This is a genomic window from Vagococcus allomyrinae (assembly GCF_017829975.1).
GTDB lineage: Bacteria > Bacillota > Bacilli > Lactobacillales > Vagococcaceae > Vagococcus_D > Vagococcus_D allomyrinae.
On record NZ_JAEEGA010000006.1, the window covers coordinates 1 to 24,940 of the forward strand.

General features: G+C 39.3%; 21 protein-coding genes, 2 tRNA genes, 1 rRNA gene and 1 other annotated feature. Of the genes, 21 read left to right on the forward strand and 3 right to left on the reverse strand.

Annotation, left to right across the window (positions count from 1 at the left end; translation table 11 throughout):
* Positions 1 to 39 precede the first annotated feature (39 nt).
* Positions 40 to 155 (forward strand): 5S ribosomal RNA (rrf, locus tag I6N95_RS10110).
* Between the two features lie 13 nt (positions 156 to 168).
* Positions 169 to 242: transfer RNA gene (locus tag I6N95_RS10115), tRNA-Asn, on the forward strand.
* A 136-nt stretch (positions 243 to 378) separates the two neighbouring features.
* On the opposite strand, the gene I6N95_RS10120 is transcribed toward I6N95_RS10115, so the two are convergent.
* From I6N95_RS10120 to I6N95_RS10130, 3 genes are all read right to left on the reverse strand, one after another.
* On the reverse strand, positions 379 to 888 hold the full coding sequence (locus I6N95_RS10120; protein ID WP_209527245.1) for a P-loop NTPase family protein: 510 nt from the start codon (positions 886 to 888) through the stop codon (positions 379 to 381).
* A gap of 243 nt (positions 889 to 1,131) precedes the next feature.
* On the reverse strand, positions 1,132 to 3,153 hold the full coding sequence (locus I6N95_RS10125) for a heavy metal translocating P-type ATPase (protein ID WP_209527246.1): 2,022 nt from the start codon (positions 3,151 to 3,153) through the stop codon (positions 1,132 to 1,134).
* A 144-nt stretch (positions 3,154 to 3,297) separates the two neighbouring features.
* A tRNA-Thr gene (locus I6N95_RS10130) sits at positions 3,298 to 3,370 on the reverse strand.
* 221 nt (positions 3,371 to 3,591) lie between these two features.
* On the opposite strand from I6N95_RS10130, the gene I6N95_RS10135 reads away from it, so the two are divergent.
* The 19 genes from I6N95_RS10135 (at position 3,592) to I6N95_RS10225 (ending at position 24,899) form a co-directional block, all read left to right on the forward strand.
* Entirely contained in the window at positions 3,592 to 5,079 is a 1,488-nt protein-coding gene (locus I6N95_RS10135; protein ID WP_209527248.1) for a helicase HerA-like domain-containing protein, read from the forward strand.
* Between the two features lie 372 nt (positions 5,080 to 5,451).
* The gene (locus I6N95_RS10140; protein ID WP_209527251.1) at positions 5,452 to 6,144 is read left to right on the forward strand and encodes a response regulator transcription factor; all 693 of its coding nucleotides are present in this window, start codon (positions 5,452 to 5,454) and stop codon (positions 6,142 to 6,144) included.
* The gene (locus tag I6N95_RS10145; protein WP_209527253.1) at positions 6,144 to 7,112 is read left to right on the forward strand and encodes a sensor histidine kinase; all 969 of its coding nucleotides are present in this window, start codon (positions 6,144 to 6,146) and stop codon (positions 7,110 to 7,112) included. Before I6N95_RS10140 ends, I6N95_RS10145 begins: the two co-directional genes overlap by 1 nt.
* Before the next feature lie 117 nt (positions 7,113 to 7,229).
* Positions 7,230 to 9,338 carry an FtsX-like permease family protein gene (locus I6N95_RS10150; RefSeq protein WP_209527255.1) on the forward strand — a complete coding sequence of 703 codons (2,109 nt, stop codon included), beginning with the start codon at positions 7,230 to 7,232 and terminating at the stop codon, positions 9,336 to 9,338.
* Positions 9,339 to 9,372: 34 nt separating this feature from the next.
* On the forward strand, positions 9,373 to 9,612 hold the full coding sequence (locus tag I6N95_RS10155) for a hypothetical protein (protein ID WP_209527257.1): 240 nt from the start codon (positions 9,373 to 9,375) through the stop codon (positions 9,610 to 9,612).
* A gap of 172 nt (positions 9,613 to 9,784) precedes the next feature.
* Positions 9,785 to 10,558: an ABC transporter ATP-binding protein gene (locus I6N95_RS10160; protein WP_209527259.1), complete on the forward strand. Its 774-nt coding sequence runs from the start codon at positions 9,785 to 9,787 to the stop codon at positions 10,556 to 10,558.
* On the forward strand, positions 10,530 to 12,647 hold the full coding sequence (locus I6N95_RS10165) for an ABC transporter permease (RefSeq protein ID WP_209527261.1): 2,118 nt from the start codon (positions 10,530 to 10,532) through the stop codon (positions 12,645 to 12,647). The genes I6N95_RS10160 and I6N95_RS10165 overlap by 29 nt, the downstream gene beginning before the upstream one ends.
* A 229-nt stretch (positions 12,648 to 12,876) precedes the next feature.
* On the forward strand, positions 12,877 to 13,890 hold the full coding sequence (locus I6N95_RS10170; RefSeq protein WP_209527263.1) for an acyltransferase family protein: 1,014 nt from the start codon (positions 12,877 to 12,879) through the stop codon (positions 13,888 to 13,890).
* Between the two features lie 91 nt (positions 13,891 to 13,981).
* On the forward strand, positions 13,982 to 15,316 hold the full coding sequence (locus I6N95_RS10175; RefSeq protein ID WP_209527742.1) for a C1 family peptidase: 1,335 nt from the start codon (positions 13,982 to 13,984) through the stop codon (positions 15,314 to 15,316).
* Between the two features lie 104 nt (positions 15,317 to 15,420).
* Entirely contained in the window at positions 15,421 to 16,284 is an 864-nt protein-coding gene (locus I6N95_RS10180; RefSeq protein WP_209527265.1) for a protein phosphatase 2C domain-containing protein, read from the forward strand.
* 69 nt (positions 16,285 to 16,353) lie between these two features.
* Positions 16,354 to 16,590, forward strand: a binding site (T-box leader).
* Between the two features lie 137 nt (positions 16,591 to 16,727).
* Positions 16,728 to 17,318 (forward strand): glutamine amidotransferase-related protein, encoded by a 591-nt coding sequence (locus tag I6N95_RS10185; protein ID WP_209527267.1) that lies wholly within the window; start codon positions 16,728 to 16,730, stop codon positions 17,316 to 17,318.
* Between the two features lie 21 nt (positions 17,319 to 17,339).
* Complete coding sequence (locus I6N95_RS10190; RefSeq protein ID WP_209527269.1) at positions 17,340 to 17,987, forward strand: amino acid ABC transporter permease; 648 nt, start codon at positions 17,340 to 17,342, stop codon at positions 17,985 to 17,987.
* 15 nt (positions 17,988 to 18,002) lie between these two features.
* Entirely contained in the window at positions 18,003 to 18,638 is a 636-nt protein-coding gene (locus tag I6N95_RS10195; RefSeq protein ID WP_209527272.1) for an amino acid ABC transporter ATP-binding protein, read from the forward strand.
* A 17-nt stretch (positions 18,639 to 18,655) separates the two neighbouring features.
* Positions 18,656 to 19,480 (forward strand): amino acid ABC transporter substrate-binding protein, encoded by an 825-nt coding sequence (locus I6N95_RS10200; protein ID WP_209527274.1) that lies wholly within the window; start codon positions 18,656 to 18,658, stop codon positions 19,478 to 19,480.
* A 295-nt stretch (positions 19,481 to 19,775) separates the two neighbouring features.
* Positions 19,776 to 21,149 carry an endolytic transglycosylase MltG gene (mltG, locus tag I6N95_RS10205; RefSeq protein WP_430727535.1) on the forward strand — a complete coding sequence of 458 codons (1,374 nt, stop codon included), beginning with the start codon at positions 19,776 to 19,778 and terminating at the stop codon, positions 21,147 to 21,149.
* A 293-nt stretch (positions 21,150 to 21,442) separates the two neighbouring features.
* Positions 21,443 to 21,916: a transcription elongation factor GreA gene (gene greA / locus I6N95_RS10210; RefSeq protein WP_209527276.1), complete on the forward strand. Its 474-nt coding sequence runs from the start codon at positions 21,443 to 21,445 to the stop codon at positions 21,914 to 21,916.
* Between the two features lie 463 nt (positions 21,917 to 22,379).
* The gene (liaF, locus tag I6N95_RS10215; RefSeq protein ID WP_209527278.1) at positions 22,380 to 23,114 is read left to right on the forward strand and encodes a cell wall-active antibiotics response protein LiaF; all 735 of its coding nucleotides are present in this window, start codon (positions 22,380 to 22,382) and stop codon (positions 23,112 to 23,114) included.
* Positions 23,111 to 24,232, forward strand: coding sequence for a sensor histidine kinase (locus I6N95_RS10220; RefSeq protein ID WP_209527280.1), 1,122 nt, complete (start codon positions 23,111 to 23,113; stop codon positions 24,230 to 24,232). Before liaF ends, I6N95_RS10220 begins: the two co-directional genes overlap by 4 nt.
* Before the next feature lie 34 nt (positions 24,233 to 24,266).
* On the forward strand, positions 24,267 to 24,899 hold the full coding sequence (locus I6N95_RS10225; RefSeq protein WP_209527282.1) for a response regulator: 633 nt from the start codon (positions 24,267 to 24,269) through the stop codon (positions 24,897 to 24,899).
* The last annotated feature ends 41 nt before the right edge of the window (positions 24,900 to 24,940 follow it).

Consider the following 24,940-nt stretch of genomic DNA (forward strand, 5'->3'; position numbering starts at 1 on the left):
GAAAGCAATCTCAACTTAATAGATAGTACATCACTTAAGTGTGGTGGCGATAGCAAGAAGGATACACCTGTTCCCATGCCGAACACAGTAGTTAAGCTTCTTAGCGCCGATGGTAGTTGGGGGTTTCCCCCTGTGAGAGTAGGACGTTGCCACGCTTAATTGTATTATTCCGGCATAGCTCAGTTGGTAGTAGCGCATGACTGTTAATCATGATGTCGTAGGTTCGAGTCCTACTGCCGGAGCTTAGACACAAGTTTACTTGTGTCTTTTTTTTTGTTATTTAAGACAATCATACCGCCGATTAATTTTAATGACTTTTTTCAATGCGTATGAAAAAGCGAGTCAAGCTAAATTAGACAGAAAAAAAACACAAGTGGTTTATCGCTTGTGTCTGTCCTCCGTATAAAAGCCAATAATTGTATTGACTCGGTCAATATCCTTGGGAGTTTGAATAATATATAGGTTTGTGTTGAACTCATAAAGCCTCTTTTTTAATTGAGGCATGTTTTTAGAAAAGCGGCGGTTCCATTTAAGCAGGGCAACAGCTCGTTTTAACAGGAAATTTTTGCGATCTTTACTCGCTTTTCGCATACCAAGAACCGTTCGTTTGATAACGCGATACTGTACAACGAAAAGAGGGTAATCCAAAACGATGACAAGGTCGGCCTCGGTAAATGTTTGACGACACCAACGTTGTTCTTGAACACCTTCAATAATCCAGCTGTCATGTTTATTCATTTCATTATGAAGCTTTCGACGTCTTTTCTTTTTGTCTTTTTGTTTAAGAAAGGAGTCGAGCGGAATGGAAGTAAATCCGTACTCAGTTTGAAGGTCTTTACTTAATGTCGTCTTGCCGCTACCAGCATGACCGATTATTCTTATTTTCATTTGCTTAGTTAATCTCCTATTTTGTACACCTATTAAAATCGTACAATAATAAAGAGACAAATGCAAGTTGATTTTACTACTTGTGTTGAAATAGCGCTATCTTATTAGCTTTTCATGAGAGTTGGACTAGGATTCATCAAAAATAAGACGACTACTAGTTAACTTTTCGTTATCAGTGATGATAAAAACTCTTAATAGCTATCAGTGCAATCTGATGGTCATTAAGAGTTTTTTTGGTAGACTCTAGTCTATTTTCAATAGGACTGCATTAATCGCGACAATAACAGTGCTGACTGACATTAGAACGGCACCGACAGCAGGGCTGAGCAATAGACCGATTGGAGCTAAGACACCTGCAGCTAAGGGAAGGGCTACAATATTATATCCAGCACCCCACCAAAGATTTTGAGTCATTTTACGAGTGGTGTTTTTGGCGAGAGCTAACAGATGTAAAATATCAGCTGGATCGCTTTTAACAAGTATGATATCCGCAGAATCGATGGCAACATCTGTTCCAGCACCGATGGCAACGCCGACATCCGCTCTAGCTAAGCTTGGGGCATCGTTGATGCCATCGCCAACCATCATAGTAGTATAGCCTTGTTTGCGATAGTCCTGAATCAGTTGATCTTTATCTTCAGGCATTAACTCAGCGTGCACATTAGTGATACCTAGCTGGCTGGCAACTAGTTCGGCAACCTGTCGATTATCACCGGTTAACATGACAGGCTGAATGCCTTTATTCAGCAATTCTTGAATCATTGTTTTGGCTTCTGGTTTGAGTTGATCTCCTTGTGCGATTAGCCCGACTATCTGATCGTCCACTATTAAATAGCTGATGGTATTTCCTTGATCGGCTAATTGTTGAAATTGATCTTGGTCATAGGCCAGAGCATTTTTTGCCAAGTAGGAGGGACCGACGATCTTAACCTCTTGATTATTTATTTTGCCACTTAATCCGACACCTGGTATAGTCGTAACATCTTCAGCAATCAGTAGTTCTAATTCAAGCTGGTTGGCTTTGGTGATAATGCCATTAGCTAGTGGATGACTTGAATATTGCTCAATCGTTGCCATGAGTGTCAAAATATCGTGCTGGCTAAAGGTTTTGTTAAGGGATTGTACCACGCTGACGGCAAAGTTTCCTTCGGTTAAGGTTCCAGTTTTGTCCATCAAAATCATATCCACATGACGAGTGACTTCTAATGATTGGCGATTTTTAACCAATAATCCATTTTGAGCCCCAATGGACGTTGAACGGGCGACAACTAAAGGAATTGCTAGACCTAGGGCATGAGGACAGGCAATAATTAACACGGTAACTAAGCGTTCTAATGCAATATTGAGATCTTTAGTTAAGCTGAACCAGATGACAAAAGCAAGAAGACCGATGACAATAGCGACGTAAAAGAGCAAGCTTGCGACTTTATCAGAAAGAGATTCTGCTTTTGATTTTTCTTGTTGGGCTTGATTAACTAATTTCATAACTTGTGACAGGTAACCACTTTCTCCAGTGGCGGTAATTTTAATGATAATGGTGCCAGAGCCATTAGTAGAACCACCGATTACTTGGTCATCAATGGTTTTGCTAACTTCTTTGGCTTCACCTGTAATCAGCGCTTCATTAACCGTGGTGGTTCCGTTAATAATAATACCATCTACAGGAATACTTTCTCCAGACTTAACGATGACGTGTTGGCCCTTATGGACTTGGTCAAGCGGCAAAATGGTTGTTTTCCCCTGTTCATCAATTAAGGTTGCTTCGCTAGGCAATAACTCCGCCATTTTTTTGAGAGCATTACCAGCATTGCTGACGGCACTCATTTCTATCCAATGACCTAGTAGCATGATCACAATCAAGCTGGCAAGTTCCCAAAAGAAATCCATAATATGGGTAGGGCTATGAAAAAGTTCATTGGCTATGAAAGCGTAAAGACTGTAAAAATAAGCGACCGAGATCCCTAAGGAAATCAAGGTCATCATCGCTGGCTTTTTTTGGGCTAATTCTGATTTGGCTCCTTGTAAGAAAGGCCAACCACCGTAGAAATAAAGGAAAGTGGCTAACGCTAAAACCAGCCATTCTGACCCTTTAAAAGTCATCTGAAATGGAAGTGTTTTGCCCATCATTGGGGCTGTCATAATTATCGGAATGGCACCAATTAATGAAATAAAAAACTTTTTCTTGAATTGGGCACCATGCCCATTATGATGATCATGTTCTCCCTGGTGTTCCATAGCTGCGTGATCGTGATGTTGATGTTCCATGAGAATCTTCTCCTTTTTTCTATAAGTAGCTGATAACCCAAGTTTACAATTGTAAACTTAAAAAGTCAAGAAAGATGGTTTGGAGAAGTCGATAAACAAAAAAAGTCTCAAGGAAGTGACTTCCTGAGACTTTTGTACGATGTAAGCCGCCTGCCGGATTTGAACCGGCGACCCCCACCTTACCATGGTGGTGCTCTACCTACTGAGCTAAGGCGGCAAATATGTAACACAAGTAATAGAATACCGTTTTACTCAGGTTTTGTCAACATCAAAAATGCTTTTTGTTGAAAAAGTTCCGAAATACTTCTTTTTGGAGTCTTGGTTTTGTTGACAACGACTATGAGCAAAGGATCTGACGGATTAGAGCGCATAGAATTAGTCGGATGATTGAATAAATGGTAAAATAAATTCAAAATAGATCATTTGGAGGGGAAGTAAATGAACATCTTACCAATTGCCGTCAATCAGCATGATTTAGGATTCGAAACCAAATACATCAATCGACACGGCTTTATTACAGGTGCTACTGGAACGGGGAAAACAGTGACCTTAAAAGTGATGGCTGAACAGCTAAGTCAAGCAGGTATACCTGTGTTTTTAGCCGATATAAAAGGAGATTTGGCTAGTTTAGCTCAGGCTGGTGGCGAGGAGAAAATGGTGGAACGGGCTCAGGCCTACGGCATTCAAAATTATGAAGGCCGTGCTTTTCCAGTCAGGTTATGGGATGTTTTTGGCGAATTAGGGCATCCCGTTAGAGCGACAATCTCTGAAATGGGGCCATTACTATTGGCTCGTTTATTTCAATTAAATGATACTCAAACAGATGTCTTACAGGTTATCTTTAAAATTGCCGATGATAAGGGCTACTTACTGATTGATATTAAAGACCTACAGGCGATTTTAGCCGAGGTTTCCAATCATTTGGATGATTATACTGGGACTTATGGTCATGTGACTAAACAAAGCCTAGGAGCCATTCAGAGGCATCTGTTGACGATTGAAGAGCAGGGTGGCGATTTGTTTTTTGGTGAACCAGCGATTCAGTTGAATGATTTTATGCAACACGACAGTCATGGTGATGGGGTTATAAATATATTAATGGCTCAAAAATTATACCAATCACCGATGATTTACGCCACAATGTTGTTGTGGCTGTTATCCGAATTGTTTGAAGAATTACCAGAAGTAGGTGATTTAGAGAAACCAAAATTGGTTTTCTTCTTTGATGAAGCTCATTTATTATTTAAAGATATGTCTAAAGGTTTGGTGGAGCAAGTCGAAAAAGTTGTCCGTCTGATTCGTTCAAAGGGAGTTGGCGTTTATTTTGTCACCCAGAATCCGGTGGACATTCCTGAGATCATTTTAAGTCAATTAGGAAATCGAATTCAACATGCTTTAAGAGCGTATACCCCCAAAGAACAAAAGGCCATTAAAGCGGCTGCTCAGAGTTATCGAAGCAACCCAGAGATAGATATTGAAAAAGTCTTAACTGAATTAGAAGTGGGAGAAGCCCTCGTCTCATTTTTAGATGAGAACGGCACACCAAGGATGGTGGAACGTGGAAAAATTCGACCGCCTCAGAGTAAGATGGGAACGATTGACGAAACACTTTACCAGCAATTAATTACTCAGTCACCTTATGATCGGATTTATCGGGAAATGCTAGATCGGGAATCAGCTTATGAGTTATTGGCCAAAAAAGTGTTATCGGAAAAGGAAGCCGAAGCAGCAGCATCAGCTCAGAAAGAACAGGAGAAGTTAGCGAAAGAAAAACTTAAAGAAACAGAGAAAAAAGCTAAGGAAGACCTTAAGAAGCAGAAAAATAATCCGGTCAATAAATTTACTAATACCTTTATGACGCAATTATTTAGAACGGCTAGTCGAGAAATTATTCGAGGGGCTATGGGGGTCTTCAAAAAGAAATAGCTAGATAGTTCCCCTTAAATAATCATCCAATGGAACTATCTGTTTGATTATTTAACATGATGTATATAAAAAGAAAGTTAGTTACGGGGCTAACTTTCTTTTTTTGTACAAAATTGTTTATTAATGTTTTAACGCATTAACGAAGCATGGGGAATCTTAAGATGAAAACAACTAACAGCCCTCTTAAAAAAAGTTTAGCAAATTTATGACAAAGTTTTAAGAATTTAGCATTGATTAGTCTCTATGGCAAACTATCGAAGTGTTGTATAATGAGAATAATTGAATATCATAGTCGGCAGAGACTCTTATGACAGGTTAATGGGAGAGATGCCATCTTAAAAATTATGTTTAATAGGCAGAGGTGAGTAAAAAATGAAAATATTGTTGGTGGAAGATGATAAAAAGATTGTTCAGCTGGTCCGTGAACATCTGGAAAAATATGACTTTCAAGTGGTGTCACCAGTTGATTTTCAAACAGTAGGAGCTTTTTTTAATGAGCAAGATCCCCAGTTGGTTTTAATGGATGTTAATTTACCTTATTATGATGGATTTTATTGGACACAGCAAATCCGTAAAAACTCCAAGTGTCCTATTATTTTCCTGTCGGCTCGGGAAGGAAATATGGACCAGGTGATGGCTTTGGAGTATGGCGCAGATGATTACATCACTAAGCCTTTTTCCTATGAATTATTGTTGGCCAAGATAAAGAGTCATATCCGCCGGGTTTATGGCGAATATGCGACGAATTCCGAGGAACGGGTTTATACAAAAGCAGGGTTAAATTACTACCCTGAGCGATTGGAATTGGAAAATGGTGAGCAAAAGGAATTCCTTACTAAAAAAGAAGGAGAACTGGTGGAATTGTTGATTGGGGCTTATCCGAATATCGTGACTCGCGAGGCAATTTTAAATAAGTTGTGGGACAATGAAAATTTTGTTGATGACAATACATTATCTGTCAACGTGACGCGTTTACGCCGAAAATTTCATGATCTAGGCTTTAAGCATGGCATCATGACGGTTCGCGGAAAAGGCTACCGATTAGATTTAGGTGAGGAAAGCTGATGAAGTTATTTCTAAGACAACAAGTTCCATTCATTGTTATGTATGTGCTATTGACCGTATTGTTAATTGGAATGGTTTGGTTGGATGGTTATCGCAAGACCGTTTTACTCATGTATGGTGTTTTGTTATCAGCGTTTATTTTGTTATTCTTTTTAGGGTTTGTCTATATGACTCAACGGAACTTGTATCAAACCTTATCTAGAGATCGCAAAAAAGATGTTTATGAAGAAATTGACAATGATGCTTCGCCCTTATCACAATCGATCAATGAATTGCTACAAGGTCAGTATCAACGTTATTTTAATGATCTCAAACAATTAAAAAATGCCAGAGACGAGCACACGCGGTTTATTAATCAGTGGGTTCATCAAATGAAAACCCCTTTGGCTGTTATTGAATTAATGATGCAAGACGAAGAGCTTGATAAAGATAGTTTGATTGAAGAAACTGATCGCATGAAGGAAGGCTTAAATTTGGCGTTGACCATGGCTCGAATTGAATCTTTTCAACAAGACTTTGTGATTGAACGAGTTAATTTAAAGTCTTTGGCCAATCGCGCAGTGGCAGATCATAAACGTAATTTTATTCGCAATTATGTCTACCCAAAAATAGTGATTGATGAAGATATAACTGTAGAAACCGATGAAAAGTGGCTGTCTTTTATACTGTATCAATTGATTTCAAACGCCATTAAGTATTCTGCTATGTCGGAAAAGACCATCGAGATAAGTGCTGCACAAGAATTTGGTAAAACTCAGTTAAAAATTACGGACCATGGCATAGGCATTGCGAAAAGTGATTTGCCCCGGGTTTTTCAAGCCTTTTTTACTGGCGATCAAGGACGGGAACATCATGAGGCGACCGGAATGGGCTTATATTTGGTTCAGCAAATTGCTCAAGAATTAACTCACAGTGTTGAGATAGAATCAGAAGTGGGGGCTGGCACCACGGTCAGTGTTATTTTTTAGCGTGGAGATTTATGATAAGTCCTTTGACTCTGAATGGTTAGATCAAGCTAACATGTGACAAGCAAGCAGTGTTTTATATTAATTGATATGAAAATTGAGAATATAGGGGAGTAGAGGATGACCTTTAAACAATTAGTTTTTCGCAATATCAGACGTCAGCCGCGAGTTTTTTTATCGTATTTTTTTAGCAGTGTCTTTTCGGTGACCATCTTTTTTATTGCGGCCATGCTTTATTGTCATCCCTTGTTGCAAGGTGATACACCAGAGGGAAATATGCAAACATCCCTATTTGCCAGTTTTTTTACAATTAAACAGATATTGGGCTACTCATTGTTATTGCTTGCCATTTTAACCATGCTTTTTTTGGGAACGATGTTCCGTTTATACTTAATTGAGCGCAAGCAGAATTTTTCCTTGTATTTAATCATCGGCATGACTAAGGGAAATTTAAGAAAAATGTTAGTTTGGGAGAACAGCCTCATTGGGGGAACGAGTCTTGTGGTGGGGCTTGCCATTGGTTTGCTAGTAAGTAAGCTAATGTTTCTAGTCGTTCAAAATCTTTTGAGTTTAGATTATACACTGGCCTTTTATCTGCCTGTAAAAGCCATCGTCATCACCTCGTTGATCTATTTGGGGATTTTTCTGTTTATCTCGTTTCTGACGATGTTTTTTATAAGCAGTAAACAGACCAATATGAACTTAAATATTGAGGATCCTAAATTAGTTGAACCAACGGGCAATCAATATTTGACATCGCTGGGGGTGTTGTTACTCTTCTTTAGTTACCTGGCCCTTTTTTCCTTATTGAAAATTACTAAATGGAATTTGAGTTTAAATTATAATTACACTAATGAGAGTGCCAAACCTTATGTTATTTTAGTGAGTCTCTCGATTATTTTTCTGTTTTTATTAGTCGGCGTGTATCTTTTCTTTAGTCAGAGTTTGGTCCATTTTAGCTTATTCATGCGCACTTGGCCAGTCATGCTAAAAAAAGGACGGGTGCTTATTTTAAGCAATCTTAGTTATCGGCTGAAGTATAATAGCTTAGTGTATTCATTAATCGTGACCTCGGCTACGGTTGCCTTTGTGGCGATGACCGTCACGATGGGTTTATCCGATCAAATTGTCTATGGAACGGATCAAGAGGTTAGTTTAGCGTATGTCTATGAGGGAATTGATGTCAAAAATGAGAGCGATAGACAATTTCATCAAAAAAACATTGAGTTTATCAAAGAAGCGATCGAGGCTGAAGGCTATCGATCTAAAGTTACGACACTTCGACAGGATGTCGCCCCTTCTGTTCAAAGTAAGCAATATATTCCAAGATTTTATGATGATAATATGAGTACTAAGGACTCTGTTGCTAATGGTGGCTCTTGGAAGCGTCTGTTTTTAATTCCATTGACTACCTATAATGAAATGGCAAGTTTTAAAGGAGAACCTGAATTGACCTTGAAAAACAGTGATGAACTATTGTTTTTGAATGGTCCGAGTTGGCAAGATCAAAAACATTATCGTGGCGTGATGAAATATTTCGAAGGAGAGGAAGAACGAACCGTCCCAATCAGCTTTCGTTACGTTGAAGGGAAATTTAATTTAGGCGGTGATTTTCCTAATATTACGATCGTTTCCGACAAGTTGTATGACCTAATTGTGACTGGCTGGGGGATGGAAGAGTCGTTTTCTCCCCTGCATATCATTGATTTTAACGAGTGGGCTCAAAGCTCGCAAATTGATAAAAAGATTGAGGCATACCTGATGCCCATTATGAAACAATCATTTGAAACAGCTGATTCAACCTACATGAACTATCAATCAGCTTATCAAACTCAACAACAAAACAAAAAAGAAAAAGGACTTACATTGTTTCTCAGTACGATTATTGGCGCTGTCTTTTTCATTTTTTCTGCTAGTACAGTTTATTTTAGAATATACGGTGAGTTAAATCGTGATAGGCGGTATCATAAAACCTTGCATATTGTCGGCGTACCAGAAAAAACGCGCCGACAGATTGTCACCATTGAGTTGATTTTAGTCTTCTTTTTGCCAATCTTGTTGGCAATGGGAAATTATTTGATGATTATGTGGGCTTTGAATACGATCTTCTCACTCGCAACTCTCATGATTGAAGTGTTACTACTGCTCATTTTTTGTGGTTTTCAATTGGTCTTTTTTCTAGTTATTCGACGGCACTATTTAAATGAAATTAATCTATATGTAAGATAGCTTGAAAAATTGGCGAAGAGGATAAGGTGATGACATGATAAAAAGGACTTACGTGATCTTTTTAAGTATCTGTGCGCTGAGCAACAGTATGCCGGTGGCGGTGTCAGCGACTGAACTGGCAACTGCACCACAAAGAGATGGAGGAGCGATCGAACTGAGAATCTTCTATCAAAAAAAACAATTTTTTGCGAGTAAACCGCCTAAAATGCTCGGCAAATTATCATTAATTAAGACTGAGAAAGCCAAGGGTGGGTATTACGGTTATTACAATTAAAGTTTATTAGCTGATCGCAACGATCTGACTACTATTGGAAGTAGCCAGATCGTTGCTTTTTAGAATCTGACAAAGCTGTCATATTGATGTCATTAAAATCCATACATTTTTCAGGGGCTAAAGGATACAATAATTATAGTTAGAAAACCGCTTTGATTAGGAGGAAACGAGAATGGCTATTTTAGAAATTAAAGATTTATCAAAAGTCTATCAAGGACCAGTGCCTTATGAAGCTTTAAAAAAGATAGATTTAAAAGTGGAAGCAGGTGAATTTGTCAGCATTATGGGGCCTTCTGGTAGTGGTAAAACAACTCTGCTAAACATGGTTGCAACCTTAGATAAACCAACTGCTGGCGTCGTGCTAATTAATGGGCATAACCCTCACGAGTTATCAAAAAACGACTTGGCTGAATTTCGTCGCAAGGAGTTAGGGTTTGTTTTTCAAAATTTTAATTTATTGCCAACATTGACGGTTGAGGAAAATATCATGTTGCCCTTAACACTGGATGATGAGAGTGTGATGTTGATGAAGGAAAAGACTCAGGATATTATGGAGGAATTGGGCATTTTACCGATACGGGATAAACGAACGTATGAAATATCTGGTGGTGAATCTCAGCGGGTGGCAATTGCCAGAGCACTTATTCATCGACCTTCGTTGATTTTGGCAGATGAACCAACTGGAAATCTTGATTCTAGATCTGCGGGGAATGTGATGCACCTTTTGGAAAAGTTTAATGATGAGCGGCAGGTCACGACCTTAATGGTCACTCATGATGCTGTTTCAGCTAGCTATTCTCAGCGAGTGGTCTTTATTAAAGATGGTAATTTTTTTAATGAAATATATTGTGGTGATGATCGTGAAAGGTTTTATCAAAAAATTTTAGACGTTTTAGCCCATTTAGGGGGAACCAATCATGAATTTCAAGCAACTCGTCGTACGTAATGTCTTACGCAATGGTCGCGCCTATGCCTCGTATTTTTTAAGTAGTCTGCTTTCAGTCATGGTCTTTTTTATTTTTGCATTGTTATATTTCCATCCGACATTACAAAAAAGTATGATTGCTAGTGGCGAGGTAATATCATCATTAGCTGCTATGGGTATCATGGTCGCCCAAGTTGTAATTGTCATCATGTCTTTTATTTTTTTGTGGTATACATTTAGTGTTTTTTTGAAAAGTCGAAAACGTGATTTTTCCGTCTATTTAATTTTAGGCATGTCGGAAAAAGACTTGCGAAAGATGATATTCTTAGAGAATCTTATTTTAGGAATTAGCGCCAGTGGCTTGGGCATTTTAGTCAGCACGATCTTTGCTAAATTCATTTTACTAGTCAGCCAAAATTTATTGGCCTTAGAAGAGGGGATGCCCTTTTACCTGCCGACGAAACCGATCGCTTTAACGCTAGTGGTCTATGGGGCGATTTTTCTGTGCATTTCATTGATCACGACCGCTCGGATTCAAACAGAAAATCTAGCTGATATGTCTAAATCAGCAGACAGGCCCTCCCCTGAAGCGAAAACCAACTGGTATTTAGCCTGTGCCAGCCTGCTGTTATTGTTAGGTGGGTACGCTAGTGTGTATCTATTTGTTCGGTGTTTTCGCAGTGCGGGAACTTTGGGAATCTGGCTGTTAGTCATGTGTGTATTGCTAACTATTGCTGGCACCTTTTTATTTTTTAATCAGAATAGCATTCGGGTATTCACTTATTTAAAAGGGCGACCACTTTTTTTTAAGCGAACAAACATGTTAACAATCAGCAATCTAGTGTATCGCATGAAAAGTAATGCCACCCTATATTTCATGATTGGTATTGTGGCATCGGTAGCCTTTGTCGCCATCGGCACAACCATGGCCGTTGGAGGCTCGGATTTTGCCATGACCCAAGATAATAGTTTTGCTTATGTTTACCAAGTTAATGGGGCAGCTGATGGAACAGCTTCAGACTATCATCGAGAGAACGTTCGGTTTATCCAAAGGGCCATTGAAAAGTCAGGGGTTGATCCTTTCGTGATGGAAGTCTTGCCTTTGGGAATCGACTATCGTTCTAAAGACTCAAAGGAATCGACGTATCTGCATGTCGTTCCCTTGAGTCAAGTGAATCAGTTATTGGCAGCCGATCAAAAAAAAGCAGTCAGTTTGGAAAGCGAATCGAGTTTGTTGTTATTCGCCACCTCTAATTCAATGGTTAACAATGTGAAAGAGCATCAATGGGATCAACTAGTCGTTGATGGACTGATGAGTTATTCGGCGAAAGAAGAGCAAGATCCGATCACCTATCAGTATACGACCCAGCAATTGAATCTATCACTGGGCGCGATCGGGGTTGTCAGTGATCAGATGTACCACAAGATTCTTCAAGCCAAGCAAGCGGATTATCTGGCGCAGCCAGCAGACAGTTTTGTGGGGACGCCGACATTTATCGTCCACTATTTAGAATGGGCAAAAGGGGCACAAGCTGATCAGCTTATTCGCAAACAGTTGAATCAATTAGCAGATCAAGTGTCTGAACAAATCGATCAATTTATCGAGGAGACCCCCGTCTCTGCTGAAGGCGAATTTACGGAAGACCAGCTAAAGGAACTAAATGCCTTAGTTGCTAACTCTTTTATGTATTCGTCGATGTATCAAAATTGGCTTAAAACGAAGCAAGGGAATGGCTTAATATTAATGATCAGTGTGTTAATAGGGGCTGTCTTTTTTACATTTGCCGCCTGCATTCTCTATTTTAGGCTTTTTGGTGAACTAGATCGAGATGGAAAATACCATCATTCGCTACATATTTTGGGCGTCTCGCAGCAAGTGCGTCATAAAGTCGTGACTCGCGAAATGCTGATCATGTACTTTGCTCCAATCGGCATAGCCATTGTGCACTTTCTCGTTGCGATGATTTGTCTGCGTGTCTTGATCGACTTACCAGTCATGGCTTACGTCATGCGTGTTTTAGTGGTTTATATGGTCTTTCAACTGATCTTCTTTTTTATTTCTCGCTGGCGCTATTTAAAGCACTTGGATATTAAAGCTGAAAGTAATTGATCGTGTGGTGATAAATATAGGGGAACGTTTAAGAGGATGGTGGCTTTTAGCCCATCTTCTTTTTGCGTTGTTGGCAAAAAGATATTACAACGAGATAGAGGGGTCACTCAATCGTTAATGAAAATAATCTGTCTGTTACCCGCCTGACATAATTTCTCTGTATACTTAAGAAATGGAAGGTGTATTTCTGTTAAATGAGCAAAAGCGTTTAAAAAAAGTAGGTGAGTTAATGAAGAAAGTAGTAACAGCAGATAGGGAATCTTATTTTGACAATGCTAAATTTATGTTAATATTACTGGTTGTTTTTGGTCATTTTATGCAGCCGTATATCGGAGATAATCTCTTGCTAGAAGATTTATATTACTTTGTGTTCACGTTCCATATGCCGGCCTTTGTGTTGATTTCAGGTTATTTTACCAAGGGATTTCGGCGGGCAGGGTACTTAAAAAAATTGCTGAAGAGCATCGTGTTTCCATATATTATCTTTGAAATAATCTACGCTGGCTTTTATTATCTGATTGATTCAAGTCAAGCGCTTAAGATCGATCTCTTAAACCCTGAGTGGTCGTTGTGGTTTTTAGTCAGTCTGTTTTGTTGGCATCTAGGCTTATTCATTTTCACAAAGTTACCAGCAAGTTGGAGTATTTTACTATCCTTTGGAATTAGTGTAGCGGTCGGTTACATTGATTCGATTAATCACATCATGAGTTTATCACGAACTTTTGTTTTTTTTCCGTTTTTCCTAGTTGGACACTTTTTAACGAAAAAGCACATCAGGTACGTTCAAGAGCAATGTCGCAAGTGGTGGGGCATCGTGTTATTTTTTATCTTGGCAACATTGATTCAACAAAACGATGTCATGAATAAGTATTGGGTCTTTGGCTCTCAGCCTTATGATCATTTTCTTGATGACCCCAGTTTTGGCTGGCTGGTCAGAATTTATATTTATTGCTTAAGTTTTATGGGGATTTTGGCGTTTTTAATTCTGGTTCCTCAGAAAATGTTTTTCTTTACTAAATGGGGGCGAAATACGATCTTTACGTATTTGCTCCACGGTTTTATCGTAAAAGGTTTGCGAACCACAAGTCTAACAGATGCCCATTTAACCGCACCTTTATTTTTAGGCTTAGTTGTTTTAAGTCTTTTGACGACGGTGTTACTGTCGTCAAATCTGGTGTCTCAGTTGTGTCGTCCTCTGATTGGTAAAAAGTGGCGATTTGCTTTAAAAAATGAAACGGAGTAAAAAAATCTCTTTCTTTTGCTAAAATCAATGGCAGGATACTTTTAAAAGGAGTAGAATGGATGGTGAGTACAACAGAAGGGAAGGGATTTTAATGTCTCAAGAGATTCAAGCGGCTCAAATTGCTGCTTATGCTGAAAATTTTACAAAATGTAAAAAGAACCGAATGGCGCAACAGGCGGTGGTAAAAAATGGGATTTTGGCTTCCTCAGAAAATCAAGGATCTATTGTCTTAAACACTCCTGTTTTTTCGATCGATTTAGACACAGGAGAGGTTGCCAATCAGAAACAAAGTGGCCGTTGCTGGATGTTTGCAGCTCTGAACACGTTTCGCCACCAAATTGCGACCAGTTTTAACCTAAAAGATTTTGAGTTATCACAGAATTATACTTTTTTCTGGGATAAATTTGAAAAAGCTAATTATTTTTATGAAAACATCATCGCAACGGGAAATGAACAATTGACCAGTCGTAAAGTAGCATTTTTGTTACAGACACCGCAACAAGATGGTGGCCAATGGGATATGTTAGTAGCCCTGATTCAAAAATATGGGGTCGTTCCGAAGGTGATTATGCCGGAAACACATAGTAGTTCAGCCTCTCGCGAGCTTAACACTTATTTAAATAAGAAATTACGCAAGGATGCAGTTGTCTTGCGTCAATTAGTTGCCGATCAGGCCACTGAAGAACAGTTAGGGGAAAAAAAATCAGAGATGCTAGCAGGCGTCTATAAACTATTGGCGACTTCTTTGGGAACTCCTCCAACTAATTTTGATTTTGAGTATCGCGATGAAAATAAAACCTATCACATTGAAAAGGGCTTAACCCCACAATCATTTTATGATAAATTTGTTGGCCTTGATTTAAACGAGTATGTCAGCATTATCAATGCTCCGACTGCCGATAAACCTTACAATCAATTATACACCGTCGAAATGCTAGGAAACGTTGTGGGAGGCAAAGAGGTTCGGCATTTAAATGTTGACATGCCAACCTTTAAAGAATTAGCAATCGCTCAACTTAAAGCCGGGGAAGCGGTTTGGTATGGCTGTGATGTTGGCCAATCTTCAACGCGAGATTCTGGGATTATGGCCACTGACGTTTACGATGTTGAGTTGACCTTGGGAGTTGATTTTTCAATGACCAAAGCTGAACGCTTGGATTTTGGGGAAAGCTTAATGACTCATGCCATGGTGTTAACAGGTGTCGATCTTGTCGATGGACAATCAACCAAGTGGAAAGTTGAAAACAGCTGGGGAGATAAAGTTGGGACGAAAGGGTATTTTGTGATGAGTGATGAGTGGATGGATGAATACACCTATCAAATTGTTGTCAAAAAAGAGTATTTGTCCGAACCATTAAAACAAGTCGTCGCTGAAGATAGTGTTACCGTTCTTGCGCCGTGGGATCCTATGGGAGCCTTGGCCTAAGACTTGAGCTTTGAGTACGTTGGGTTAAGCAACTTACTCAAAGCTTTTTCTTTCTTAAGGGGAGGCGCCCAGATGAGAGGCAGACTTGACAGGGAGGAATGACAATGATGACCTATACATCTTTATCAGATCAGGGAAACGACCAAAATGAGGACGTGGTGCTGGCAACACCGCTGTTCGGTTTTGTGATTGATGGTGCTAGCGGTCTGTATCCTGAAAAAATGACGAATTATGCCAGCGATGCTCAATGGTTTTCTCAGAGCCTAAGCCAACTACTTTTATCTAGCTTAAGTGACTTGAGCAAGCCGATCGCCACTCATGTCCAAGTAGCCTGTGACGTTTTATTAGCAGACTATCAGCGGATGGCTAGACAAAAAAAGCTGGCGGTTGATAGTGAGCAGTTGCCGAATGCGACGTTGTCAATTCTTCGATTTAATGAGATAGTGAATCAACTTGAGGTATTTCAATTAGGGGATTCGCCGATTTTGATCGAACAGCAAGGCAAACTGATCATCCTCGACGATGAGGTTTTAGAGCAAAATGATCAACGAGTTTTGACAAAAATGCTAAGTATTGCTAAGGAGCGACAGATCAGCCCTAAAGAAGCTCGTCCTTTTATCCAAGAGTTGTTAAGGGAAAATCGCCGCAAACGGAACACCTCAGCGGGCTATTGGATACTGGATCCGACAGGGCGAGGCATTGAAGGGGCAAAGGCCCGTACCTATCCCTTAGATCAGGTGACGCGCTTGGCCATTATGAGTGACGGACTATGGGAAGCCTACGATATCTTGAAACTATTTGATAGTCCTCAGCTCTTGTTCGAGCGCCTTTTTGCTGCCGAAGGCTTGGTTAGTTTAATCGATGAGATGAGAGTGATTCAAAAATCTGATCCGCATTTTTACCAATACCCTCGTTTTAAAATGATGGATGATGCAAGCGTTTTAAGGTATTTAGTTACAACTGTTTAATAATTAAAGGTTGACGGATAGTTAAATACGTGATAAAGTATTGAAAAGTTCATTAGAATTTAATTAGAACGAAAAGCTTGGAACAGACCAAGTAGTTATACATAAGTGTTTCTAGAGAGTCCTTGGATGCTGCAAAAGGATAGCACATGTATAATGAACACAGCTGGGAGCTATTTTTCTGAATAACAGTAGGATTAATCGGTATGCTCGTTATCGCATAAGTCTAAAAAGACTTTCTGAGGTAGTTGTTGTAAGACAATTGCAAACAGAGGTGGAACCACGTGATTTGATAATCTCGTCCTCTTAGCATCCATAAGGATGCTAAGGGGACTTTTTTTATTTTATCGGAAAGTCTGCAGTAAGGTGTCATATTAATGAGTTTAACAAAATAAGTGATGAGCCCCATCACAGGAAATGGTTGTGAGTAGTAGTTGGTTGTCATTGTGAATTATCAAGAAAAGGATGTTTCAAGTTTAATAACGAGTTTAAAAAAATATGGTTGTCAAGTAGAGGTTAGTGATCAGCTTGAGGTGATTGCCAAATGTGATTGCCTGATTTTGCCTGATGGCGATAGCTATGCCGAAGCGATGGCAACTTTACGAGAGAAAGAACTGCTTGGGGCGATTAAGGCCCATGCTAAGGCTGGTAAATCGCTTTTAGGTATTGGGTTGGGCATGCATTTATTATTTGAAGGGACGACGGTTAATGGCTTTACAGCAGGTTTGGAACTTTTGGAAGGTCTCAGTGAAAACTTACCTGATGATCCGGCTTTTCCCTTGCCGCACACGGGGCAAAGCACATTGATTGGCGTAGACGAAACCAGTGACTTGACGAGTGGCTTAGCTAATCAAAAGGTAGGTTATCACCATTCTCTGACCGTTGATTGTGACTTAAATCAGATAAAAGCGCTGAGTCAGTACAGCATTAAGTTTCCAGCAATTATTCAAGAGCAAGCCATTGTTGGCTTTCAATTTTTACCTGAATTAAGCCCTGGTGGAGAACAGGCGCTAAGTAATTTTATTAAAGTAAGCTGATGGCTGAAAGGATGTTTCGTGATGGATTTAGCAATTAAAGTATTCCCTTCTTTATTTGAAGGCTTAAAAACAACCTTGTCTTTGTTTGGCTGGACATTAGTTTTGTCCTTGCCTTTAGGATTTCTCGTTGGATTAGGTGCAACGAGTCGCTTTAAACCACTTCGTTGGCTCATTGATGTCTATACTTGGGTGATTCGTGGAACCCCTCTTTTACTGCAAATGTTTTTTATTTTTTTCGGTCTCCCACTACTAAGTGAAGGGTTGGTACTAGATCGTTTTGTAGCAGCCTTGATCGCGTTTGTTATTAACTATACGGCTTATTACGCAGAAATTTTTCGGGGCGGCATTCAGGCAATTCCTCAAGGGCAATACGAAGGCGCCAAAGTGCTAGGGTTAAGCAAAGTTCAAACCGTGATGACGATCGTTTTTCCCCAAGTCTTTAAAATTATTTTGCCGTCAGTTGGCAATGAAATCATCACATTAGTGAAAGACACTTCTTTAGTTTACGCAGTTGGATTAAGTGATGTGATGAAGGCGGGCAAAACAGCCATGACTCGGGAAGTGAGTATCATACCGTTAATTGAAGTGATGCTTTTTTACCTGGTACTAACGGGAATTGTGACACTTGTCTTAAGGAGCATTGAGAAGCGTGTGAATTATTATCAATAGAAGGGAGCAATCACAATGTTAATTATTAAAGATGTCAGTAAGAGTTTCGGCGATAAACAAATATTAACGAAAATGAATTTGACTTTAGCCGATGGTCAAATCATGGCAATTGTTGGTCCCTCTGGTGGCGGAAAAACCACGCTATTACGGTGTATCTGCGGCTTAGAAGAGATGGATAGTGGCCAAATTTTAATCGATGATGAAGTAATCGATCCCTTAGCCCATCAATCAGGTAAGAATCGGATCGGCATCGTGTTTCAAGATTTTAATTTGTTCCCTCATCTATCCATTATGGATAATCTTATTTTGGCCCCAGTCAAAGTCTTAAAAATCAGCAAGACTGAAGCAAAAGAACAGGCTCAAAAAATCTTAAATATTTTAGAATTAAAAGATAAAGGAGACAGCTATCCCTTTGAACTTTCAGGTGGCCAGAAACAGCGAGTGGCCATTGCCAGAGCGTTGCTGATGAATCCGAAGGTATTGTGTTACGACGAGCCAACAAGTGCCTTAGACCCCGGTTTAAGAGACAATGTAGCGGAGAATATTTTAAAGTTAAAAAAAGAAGGGGTCACCCAGATTATTGTGACCCATGATCATGAATTTGCTAAGAAGGTAGCGGATCAGTTAGTTGAAGTAGAACCGATTAAATAAAAGTGAGGATGAGAGAGATGAAAAAATTATTGACGATGATGATGGCAGGAGCGACCTTGGTTGGTTTAGCCGCCTGTACAGACAAAGAAGCAGCTAAAGACAAAGTCACAGACTGGGATAAAATTGAGCAAAAAGGTGAAATAGTGATAGGTGTGGACGACACCTTTGTTCCCATGGGATTTCGAGATGAAAAGGATGAATTAGTCGGTTTTGATATTGATTTAGCTAATGCGGTAGCAGATGAGTTAGGTATCAAGGCTAAAATTCAGCCGATAGATTGGTCGATGAAAGAAACCGAATTAAAAAATGGCACGATTGATTTGATCTGGAACGGCTACACGGTGACCGCTGAACGGAAAGAAAAAGTTGCCTTTACGAAGCCCTATTTAAAAAATGAGCAAGTGATTGTGACCCTAAAGAAGAACAATATCACAGAGTATGCGGACATGAAAGGCAAAGTAATCGGTGCTCAAGAAGGGTCTAGTGGGGAAGCGAACCTTATTGAGGAACCTGAATTGATGTTAGATTTTGTGAAAGATAATGAAGCGGTCCTCTATCCGACTTTTATGGAAACTTTTTTAGATTTGAATAACGGTCGCCTTGATGGATTTATTATTGACAGTGTCTTTGCTGAGTATTACATTTCAAAAGAAGATGATCCTGATAAGTATGTTATTTTACCAAGTGAATTTGGTGAAGAAGATTACGCGGTTGGGGCTCGTAAAGAGGACCAAAAAACAGTGGCGAAAATCAATCAGGCGATCAAGAGTTTGGCCGATCAAGGTAAGACACAAGAGATCAGCATGAAGTGGTTTAACGAAGATAAAGTATTGGCGCAGTAACGCTGAAACGAGCTTGAGTAACTGAAAAGTTACTCTTTCTTTTTTTTCTGGGATTATTAAGTTAACGCCACAATTGTGACAAAATTCTTAATTCTTTAATAAGAAGAAATGACAATCTATGAAAATGATTTTATCTTTAGGAAGCTTTCGTGTATAATGATGGAAGTTATGACTTAGTTTAGATAAGTAGTTAGGAGGTTTCATTTTGGGTAATAACAACTATTCCGACCAAGATGAAAAAAAACATCAAAGTAATCAAACTGACAAATATGATAATGACATCGATATTGATGATATTCCGCGTTCAAGTGACGGTCCAAGTATCCGCGAGCGTGTCTTACAATCCATTAAGGAAGCAAATGAAGGTGCTGAGGAAGGTAAGCTAAGGGATGAAAGCTCTCAAGAGGAGTCTTTTGCAGAAACTAGACCCCTTCCAAGAGAATCATTTTCGTTTCAAGAGAGCCATGAACAACCTGAACCAACAGCGTTTGAAGAAGAAGTTGAGGAGCTGAATCGTGTGGCCCAAACACCAGAAATAAATGCTCGACAAAGAGAAAGCCGTCGACGCAGAGATGAGCGACAAAAAGAAAGTTCTATGGTTAAAAAGATTGTGATTATTGTGGTTATTTCGTTGTTGTTAATGTTAGTCGCACTGGGTTTTTCTTTTTATCGTTATTTTCAAGCTGGTTTAAAGCCCTTGGATGTTAAGAATGAAAAAATGGTGCAGGTTGAAATTCCAATTGGCTCTAGCAATAAAGATATAGGTGGCATCTTGGAAAAAAGTAATGTGATAAAAAGCGGTTTAGTCTTTACTTACTATGTAAAAACTAATAATTTGACTGATTTTAAAGGTGGCTTTTACCAGATGGCCCCCAATATGACCCTAGATGAAATTGGTCAATTATTAAAACAGGGTGGAACAGCTGAACCAGTTGCTTTGGCTGATGCGCAAATCACCGTCCCTGAGGGCTATTCGATTGATCAGATCGGAGATATTTTCGCTAAGAAAACGAAAGTAACCAAAGAAGAATTTTTAAATGTGGTCAAAGATGAGTCGTTCTTTAATGGCTTAGTTGAGAAGTATCCGGATTTATTAGCAAGTGTTAAAGATGCTAAGGACGTTCGTTACCGTTTGGAAGGTTATCTATTTCCAGCTACTTACAATTATTATAAAGAAACAAAAGTAGAAGACATCTTAACCCAGATGGTGGATAAGACCAACACAATCATGGATTCTAAAAAAGAGTTAATTGCTAATAGCGGCTTAACGAATCAACAAATTTTAACCTTGGCTTCCCTAGTGGAAAAAGAAGGGGTTGAAGAAAGCGATCGTCGTAATATTGCGCAAGTCTTCTTTAATCGTATTGCGCAAGATATGCCGTTGCAATCTGATATTTCCATTTTATATGCCATGGAAGAGCACAAGGTCCATCTTTCAAATAAGGATACCCAAGTTGATTCACCTTATAACTTGTACATCAACAAAGGGTTTGGTCCAGGTCCATTTAATAATCCTAGCGAGCAAGCCATTGACGCTGTCTTAAGTCCAGAAGTAAATGACTATCTGTATTTCCTAGCCGATATTACCACTGGAAAAGTTTATTTTGCTAATACGTATGAGGAACATTTGAAATTGAAAGAAGAATATATCGACAATTTAGAACAATAGGAAATCTATTTAAGATCTGCACCCTGGCCATAATTTGGATCGATTAGCTGAGAGATTTTTCTCAGCTAAAACCGACTCAAAAGGTTGACGGTGCAGCTTTTTAGAACTTGGGCAATTAGTTGAAGAAGTTTAAACAGTGTACATTAAAGACAAAAAAACGCTTTTACTATTTACAATTTTAAGAAGACGTGGTAATCTTTGATGTATAAAATTATGAAGCTTTTCCAGATAGCTTTCTGGGAAAGCTATTCATTTTACATTAAACAGGTAATTTAAAAGGAGCAGAATTGATCATGGTAGAAAAGATATACCCAATGACCCTTGAGGGGAAAGAAAAATTGGAACAAGAATTAGAAGAATTAAAAACCGTTAAGCGTAAAGAAATTGTTGAACGGATTAAAATTGCTCGTAGTTTTGGCGATTTATCAGAGAACTCCGAATACGAGTCAGCAAAGGACGAGCAAGCATTTACAGAAGGACGCATCACAACGTTAGAAAATATGATCCGGTTTGCCCAAATCATTGACAATAAAGGTGTCGACAATGATGAAGTCTCATTAGGCAGAACGGTTACCTTTATTGAATTGCCAGATGGCGATGAAGAAGAATATACGATTGTGGGAAGTGCAGAGGCTGACCCTCTATCAGGAAAAATTTCAAATGATTCGCCAATTGCAAAAGCTTTAATTGGCAAACGGTTAGATGATGAAGTGACTATCAGTACACCTGGTGGTGACATGCAAGTCAAAATTTTAAAAGTATCATAGAACCGTTAGTCATTTGGCGATAAAGGTTTTTGCTAGTCTTGTGAGCTTGTCTGCAACATAAGGCCAAGCTGGTGCAACCTTTGAAGCGGGTCTATCGCAGTATTTTTTATGGGAAGAGAGATTGGGCGTTTTGTCCCAATCTCTTTTCCTTTACTTTATAGGAAAGAATCAAACTTTCTCTATCTCGTGGTTTGGATCTAGGGACACGAGACAACGTAGTAAAGCAATTAGAAGCAACGGCAACGCTTCATTCAGCTTTTCTTAGTATTATCAAAAATAGTAGCATTTTTGAGTGGAGTTAGGTATGATTTTATTGAGAGTGAATGAGCTCAGAAGTTTGCTAAGGAACTGCACGGATCTCAGACTAAAGTCGTAGATCATAGTCCTTCTAAAGCAACTCCCGCAATAGATCGTTTATTTGTATAATAGAGGGAGAAATTATTTTGAGATTGGAGCGAATAAAATGAGAAGCTCATGGAAATTTTTCATCGTCGTGGAGGCATTATTATTTATATTAACAGCGTATCAGTTAATCCAAAATCCAGGAGCTATAGCGATCGTTCTTTTTGCCTTAGTAAATTTGGTTTATGCGTTAAAAAGAGAGGTTAAAACGTCCTTTAATCAGTTTCAAATGATCGTAAGTGTTGCTGTTATTATCCTTTGCTTGCTAATAAGTAGCCCGATAATCTGGATTATGATGGTTTTTGCTGTTATCTTTATTGGCTTAAAAGGGGTTGAAGTATCGGGTGTGGCACTTTTTGACAGTGCTCCTTGGCGGAAGAAGCACATGGTTATGGTTGAAACAGCAGAAAGTGATCCGAAAAATGGTCGTCGTTTTAAACGTCCTTGGATCGGCAATCAACGGATTGGTAGCAACGTTTATGAGTGGGATGATATTAATTTCACTATTATTTCAGGTGATACGATCATCGACTTGGGAAATACACTGTTACCAAAAACTGACAATGTTATCATGATCCGCAAAGGATTTGGCCGAACTCGTGTCCTTGTGCCAGTGGGAATCGGCATCGTTTTAGAACACTCAACCTTACTGGGGAATGTGATCTTCGAAGATGAATTTTTCCGAGTGAAAAATGAATCTTTAAAAATTTACAGCGATGATTATGATGGGAACAATCGCCGTTTAAAAATTGTTACCAGCACGTTAATGGGTGATGTTGAGGTGATTCGTATATGATGTCTCGACTAACCCGACCGTTATTGTTTGTCTACACCTTTATGTTTACGAATATTATTTTGGTGCTAACGTTGTATGCCTATTTTTATGCTCAAAGAAAACAGCGTTGGTTATTAGAGTTGATCGAAGCCAAAATTTTTCACATTCCTTTTATTGTCTATATTTTTGTGATTTCTTTAATGGTCAGTTTAATTGTGATTTTGACTGTTTATTTTGTTAGACGGGCACAGTATGGTAAAATTGAAGAGAAAATCCGCTTATTGGCAACTGGTAACTACGATAGCAATTTATTTTTAAAGGGCATCCGTGCTTCAGAAGATGATCCTTATATTACGGATATTGACAAAGATTTGACAAAAGTTCACGACAATATGCGCACGATGTCTAAAGAACTGCAAATTTTAACAAGTCGACCTCAGATGGTCGATGGGGAATCGAAAGAGCAAATTCTCCGTGAAGAACGTCATCGGTTAGCGCGGGAACTTCATGATTCAGTCAGTCAGCAGTTATTTGCAGCTGCGATGATGTTGTCGGCCTTGCAAGAAGAAGCCGTCAAAAAAGAAACATCCGACGTGTTTCAAAAACAATTGGATATGGTCGGGTCGATCATCAATGCCTCTCAATCGGAGATGCGAGCACTCTTACTCCATTTGCGTCCAATCACTCTTGAAGGGAAAACCTTGCAAAAAGGGATTGAGCAATTGTTACGAGAACTGCAAACCAAAATACAAATTGATATGACCTGGGAAATTGAAGATGTGACACTTCCCAATGGAGTAGAGGATCATTTATTTAGAATTGTCCAAGAACTTCTTTCTAATACGCTTCGTCATGCGAAAGCCAACTCACTAGAAGTTTTCCTCAAGCGAGTGGATCAAAATATGATGTTGCGAATGATTGACGACGGCGTCGGTTTTGACGTTGATGAAGGTCGCGTGGGAAGTTATGGTCTAAACAACATTAAAGAGCGTGTCACTGGCATGGGAGGCTCTTGTCGCATCATTAGTTTTAAAGGCAAGGGAACGAGTGTTGAAATTCGCGTCCCCGTCCTAAATATGATTGATGAAGCCAATGAAACAATCACAGCTAACACGGCACTAGAAACGAAGGAAACCTAAATTAAGTAAAACAACAAGAGGGAGAGTGTGAAGGGTGATTAAAGTATTACTTGTAGACGATCATGAGATGGTAAGATTAGGTGTGTCTTCATATTTAGCGATTCAAGACGATATCGAAGTGATTGGTGAAGCTGAAAATGGTCAAATAGGTTATGAAAAAGCCTTGGAATTAAAACCGGACATTATCTTAATGGACCTTGTCATGGATGTGATGGATGGAATCGAATCGACGAAAGCCATACTATCCGATTGGAAAGAAGCTAAAATCATCATCGTGACCAGTTTTATCGATGATGAGAAAGTCTATCCGGCCATCGAAGCAGGGGCAGCAGGCTATCTATTAAAAACATCAACTGCTGGTGAAATTGCCAATGCCATTCGGGCGACTTACCGCGGTGAAACGGTCTTAGAACCTGAGGTAACAGGGAAGATGATGGAACGTCTGACCCGTAAAAACGAACCGGTTCTTCATGAAGATTTAACCAATCGCGAAAATGAAATCCTATTGTTAATTTCTGAAGGGAAAAGCAATCAGGAGATTGCGGATGAATTATTTATTACCCTGAAGACCGTCAAAACGCACGTGTCTAATATCCTGTCAAAATTAGATGTAGAGGATCGGACCCAAGCGGCGATCTACGCATTTAAACACGGCATTGTGAGTTAAGAAAGTCGAGTTAACGAGAAGATGGAGAAATGGAGCAAGAA

Bases quoted from the DNA above. Each gene is read 5' to 3' on its own strand.
- I6N95_RS10125 (WP_209527246.1), bottom strand. From the start codon at position 3,153: ATGGAACATCAACATCACGATCACGCAGCTATGGAACACCAGGGAGAA.
- I6N95_RS10145 (WP_209527253.1), top strand. From the start codon at position 6,144: ATGAAGTTATTTCTAAGACAACAAGTTCCATTCATTGTTATGTATGTG.
- I6N95_RS10180 (WP_209527265.1), top strand. From the start codon at position 15,421: ATGATGACCTATACATCTTTATCAGATCAGGGAAACGACCAAAATGAG.
- I6N95_RS10165 (WP_209527261.1), top strand. From the start codon at position 10,530: ATGAATTTCAAGCAACTCGTCGTACGTAATGTCTTACGCAATGGTCGC.
- I6N95_RS10175 (WP_209527742.1), top strand. From the start codon at position 13,982: ATGTCTCAAGAGATTCAAGCGGCTCAAATTGCTGCTTATGCTGAAAAT.
- I6N95_RS10190 (WP_209527269.1), top strand. From the start codon at position 17,340: ATGGATTTAGCAATTAAAGTATTCCCTTCTTTATTTGAAGGCTTAAAA.
- I6N95_RS10200 (WP_209527274.1), top strand. From the start codon at position 18,656: ATGAAAAAATTATTGACGATGATGATGGCAGGAGCGACCTTGGTTGGT.
- I6N95_RS10170 (WP_209527263.1), top strand. From the start codon at position 12,877: ATGAAGAAAGTAGTAACAGCAGATAGGGAATCTTATTTTGACAATGCT.
- I6N95_RS10140 (WP_209527251.1), top strand. From the start codon at position 5,452: ATGAAAATATTGTTGGTGGAAGATGATAAAAAGATTGTTCAGCTGGTC.
- I6N95_RS10155 (WP_209527257.1), top strand. From the start codon at position 9,373: ATGATAAAAAGGACTTACGTGATCTTTTTAAGTATCTGTGCGCTGAGC.
- I6N95_RS10160 (WP_209527259.1), top strand. From the start codon at position 9,785: ATGGCTATTTTAGAAATTAAAGATTTATCAAAAGTCTATCAAGGACCA.
- I6N95_RS10220 (WP_209527280.1), top strand. From the start codon at position 23,111: ATGATGTCTCGACTAACCCGACCGTTATTGTTTGTCTACACCTTTATG.
- I6N95_RS10120 (WP_209527245.1), bottom strand. From the start codon at position 888: ATGAAAATAAGAATAATCGGTCATGCTGGTAGCGGCAAGACGACATTA.
- I6N95_RS10195 (WP_209527272.1), top strand. From the start codon at position 18,003: ATGTTAATTATTAAAGATGTCAGTAAGAGTTTCGGCGATAAACAAATA.
- I6N95_RS10135 (WP_209527248.1), top strand. From the start codon at position 3,592: ATGAACATCTTACCAATTGCCGTCAATCAGCATGATTTAGGATTCGAA.
- I6N95_RS10150 (WP_209527255.1), top strand. From the start codon at position 7,230: ATGACCTTTAAACAATTAGTTTTTCGCAATATCAGACGTCAGCCGCGA.
- greA (WP_209527276.1), top strand. From the start codon at position 21,443: ATGGTAGAAAAGATATACCCAATGACCCTTGAGGGGAAAGAAAAATTG.
- liaF (WP_209527278.1), top strand. From the start codon at position 22,380: ATGAGAAGCTCATGGAAATTTTTCATCGTCGTGGAGGCATTATTATTT.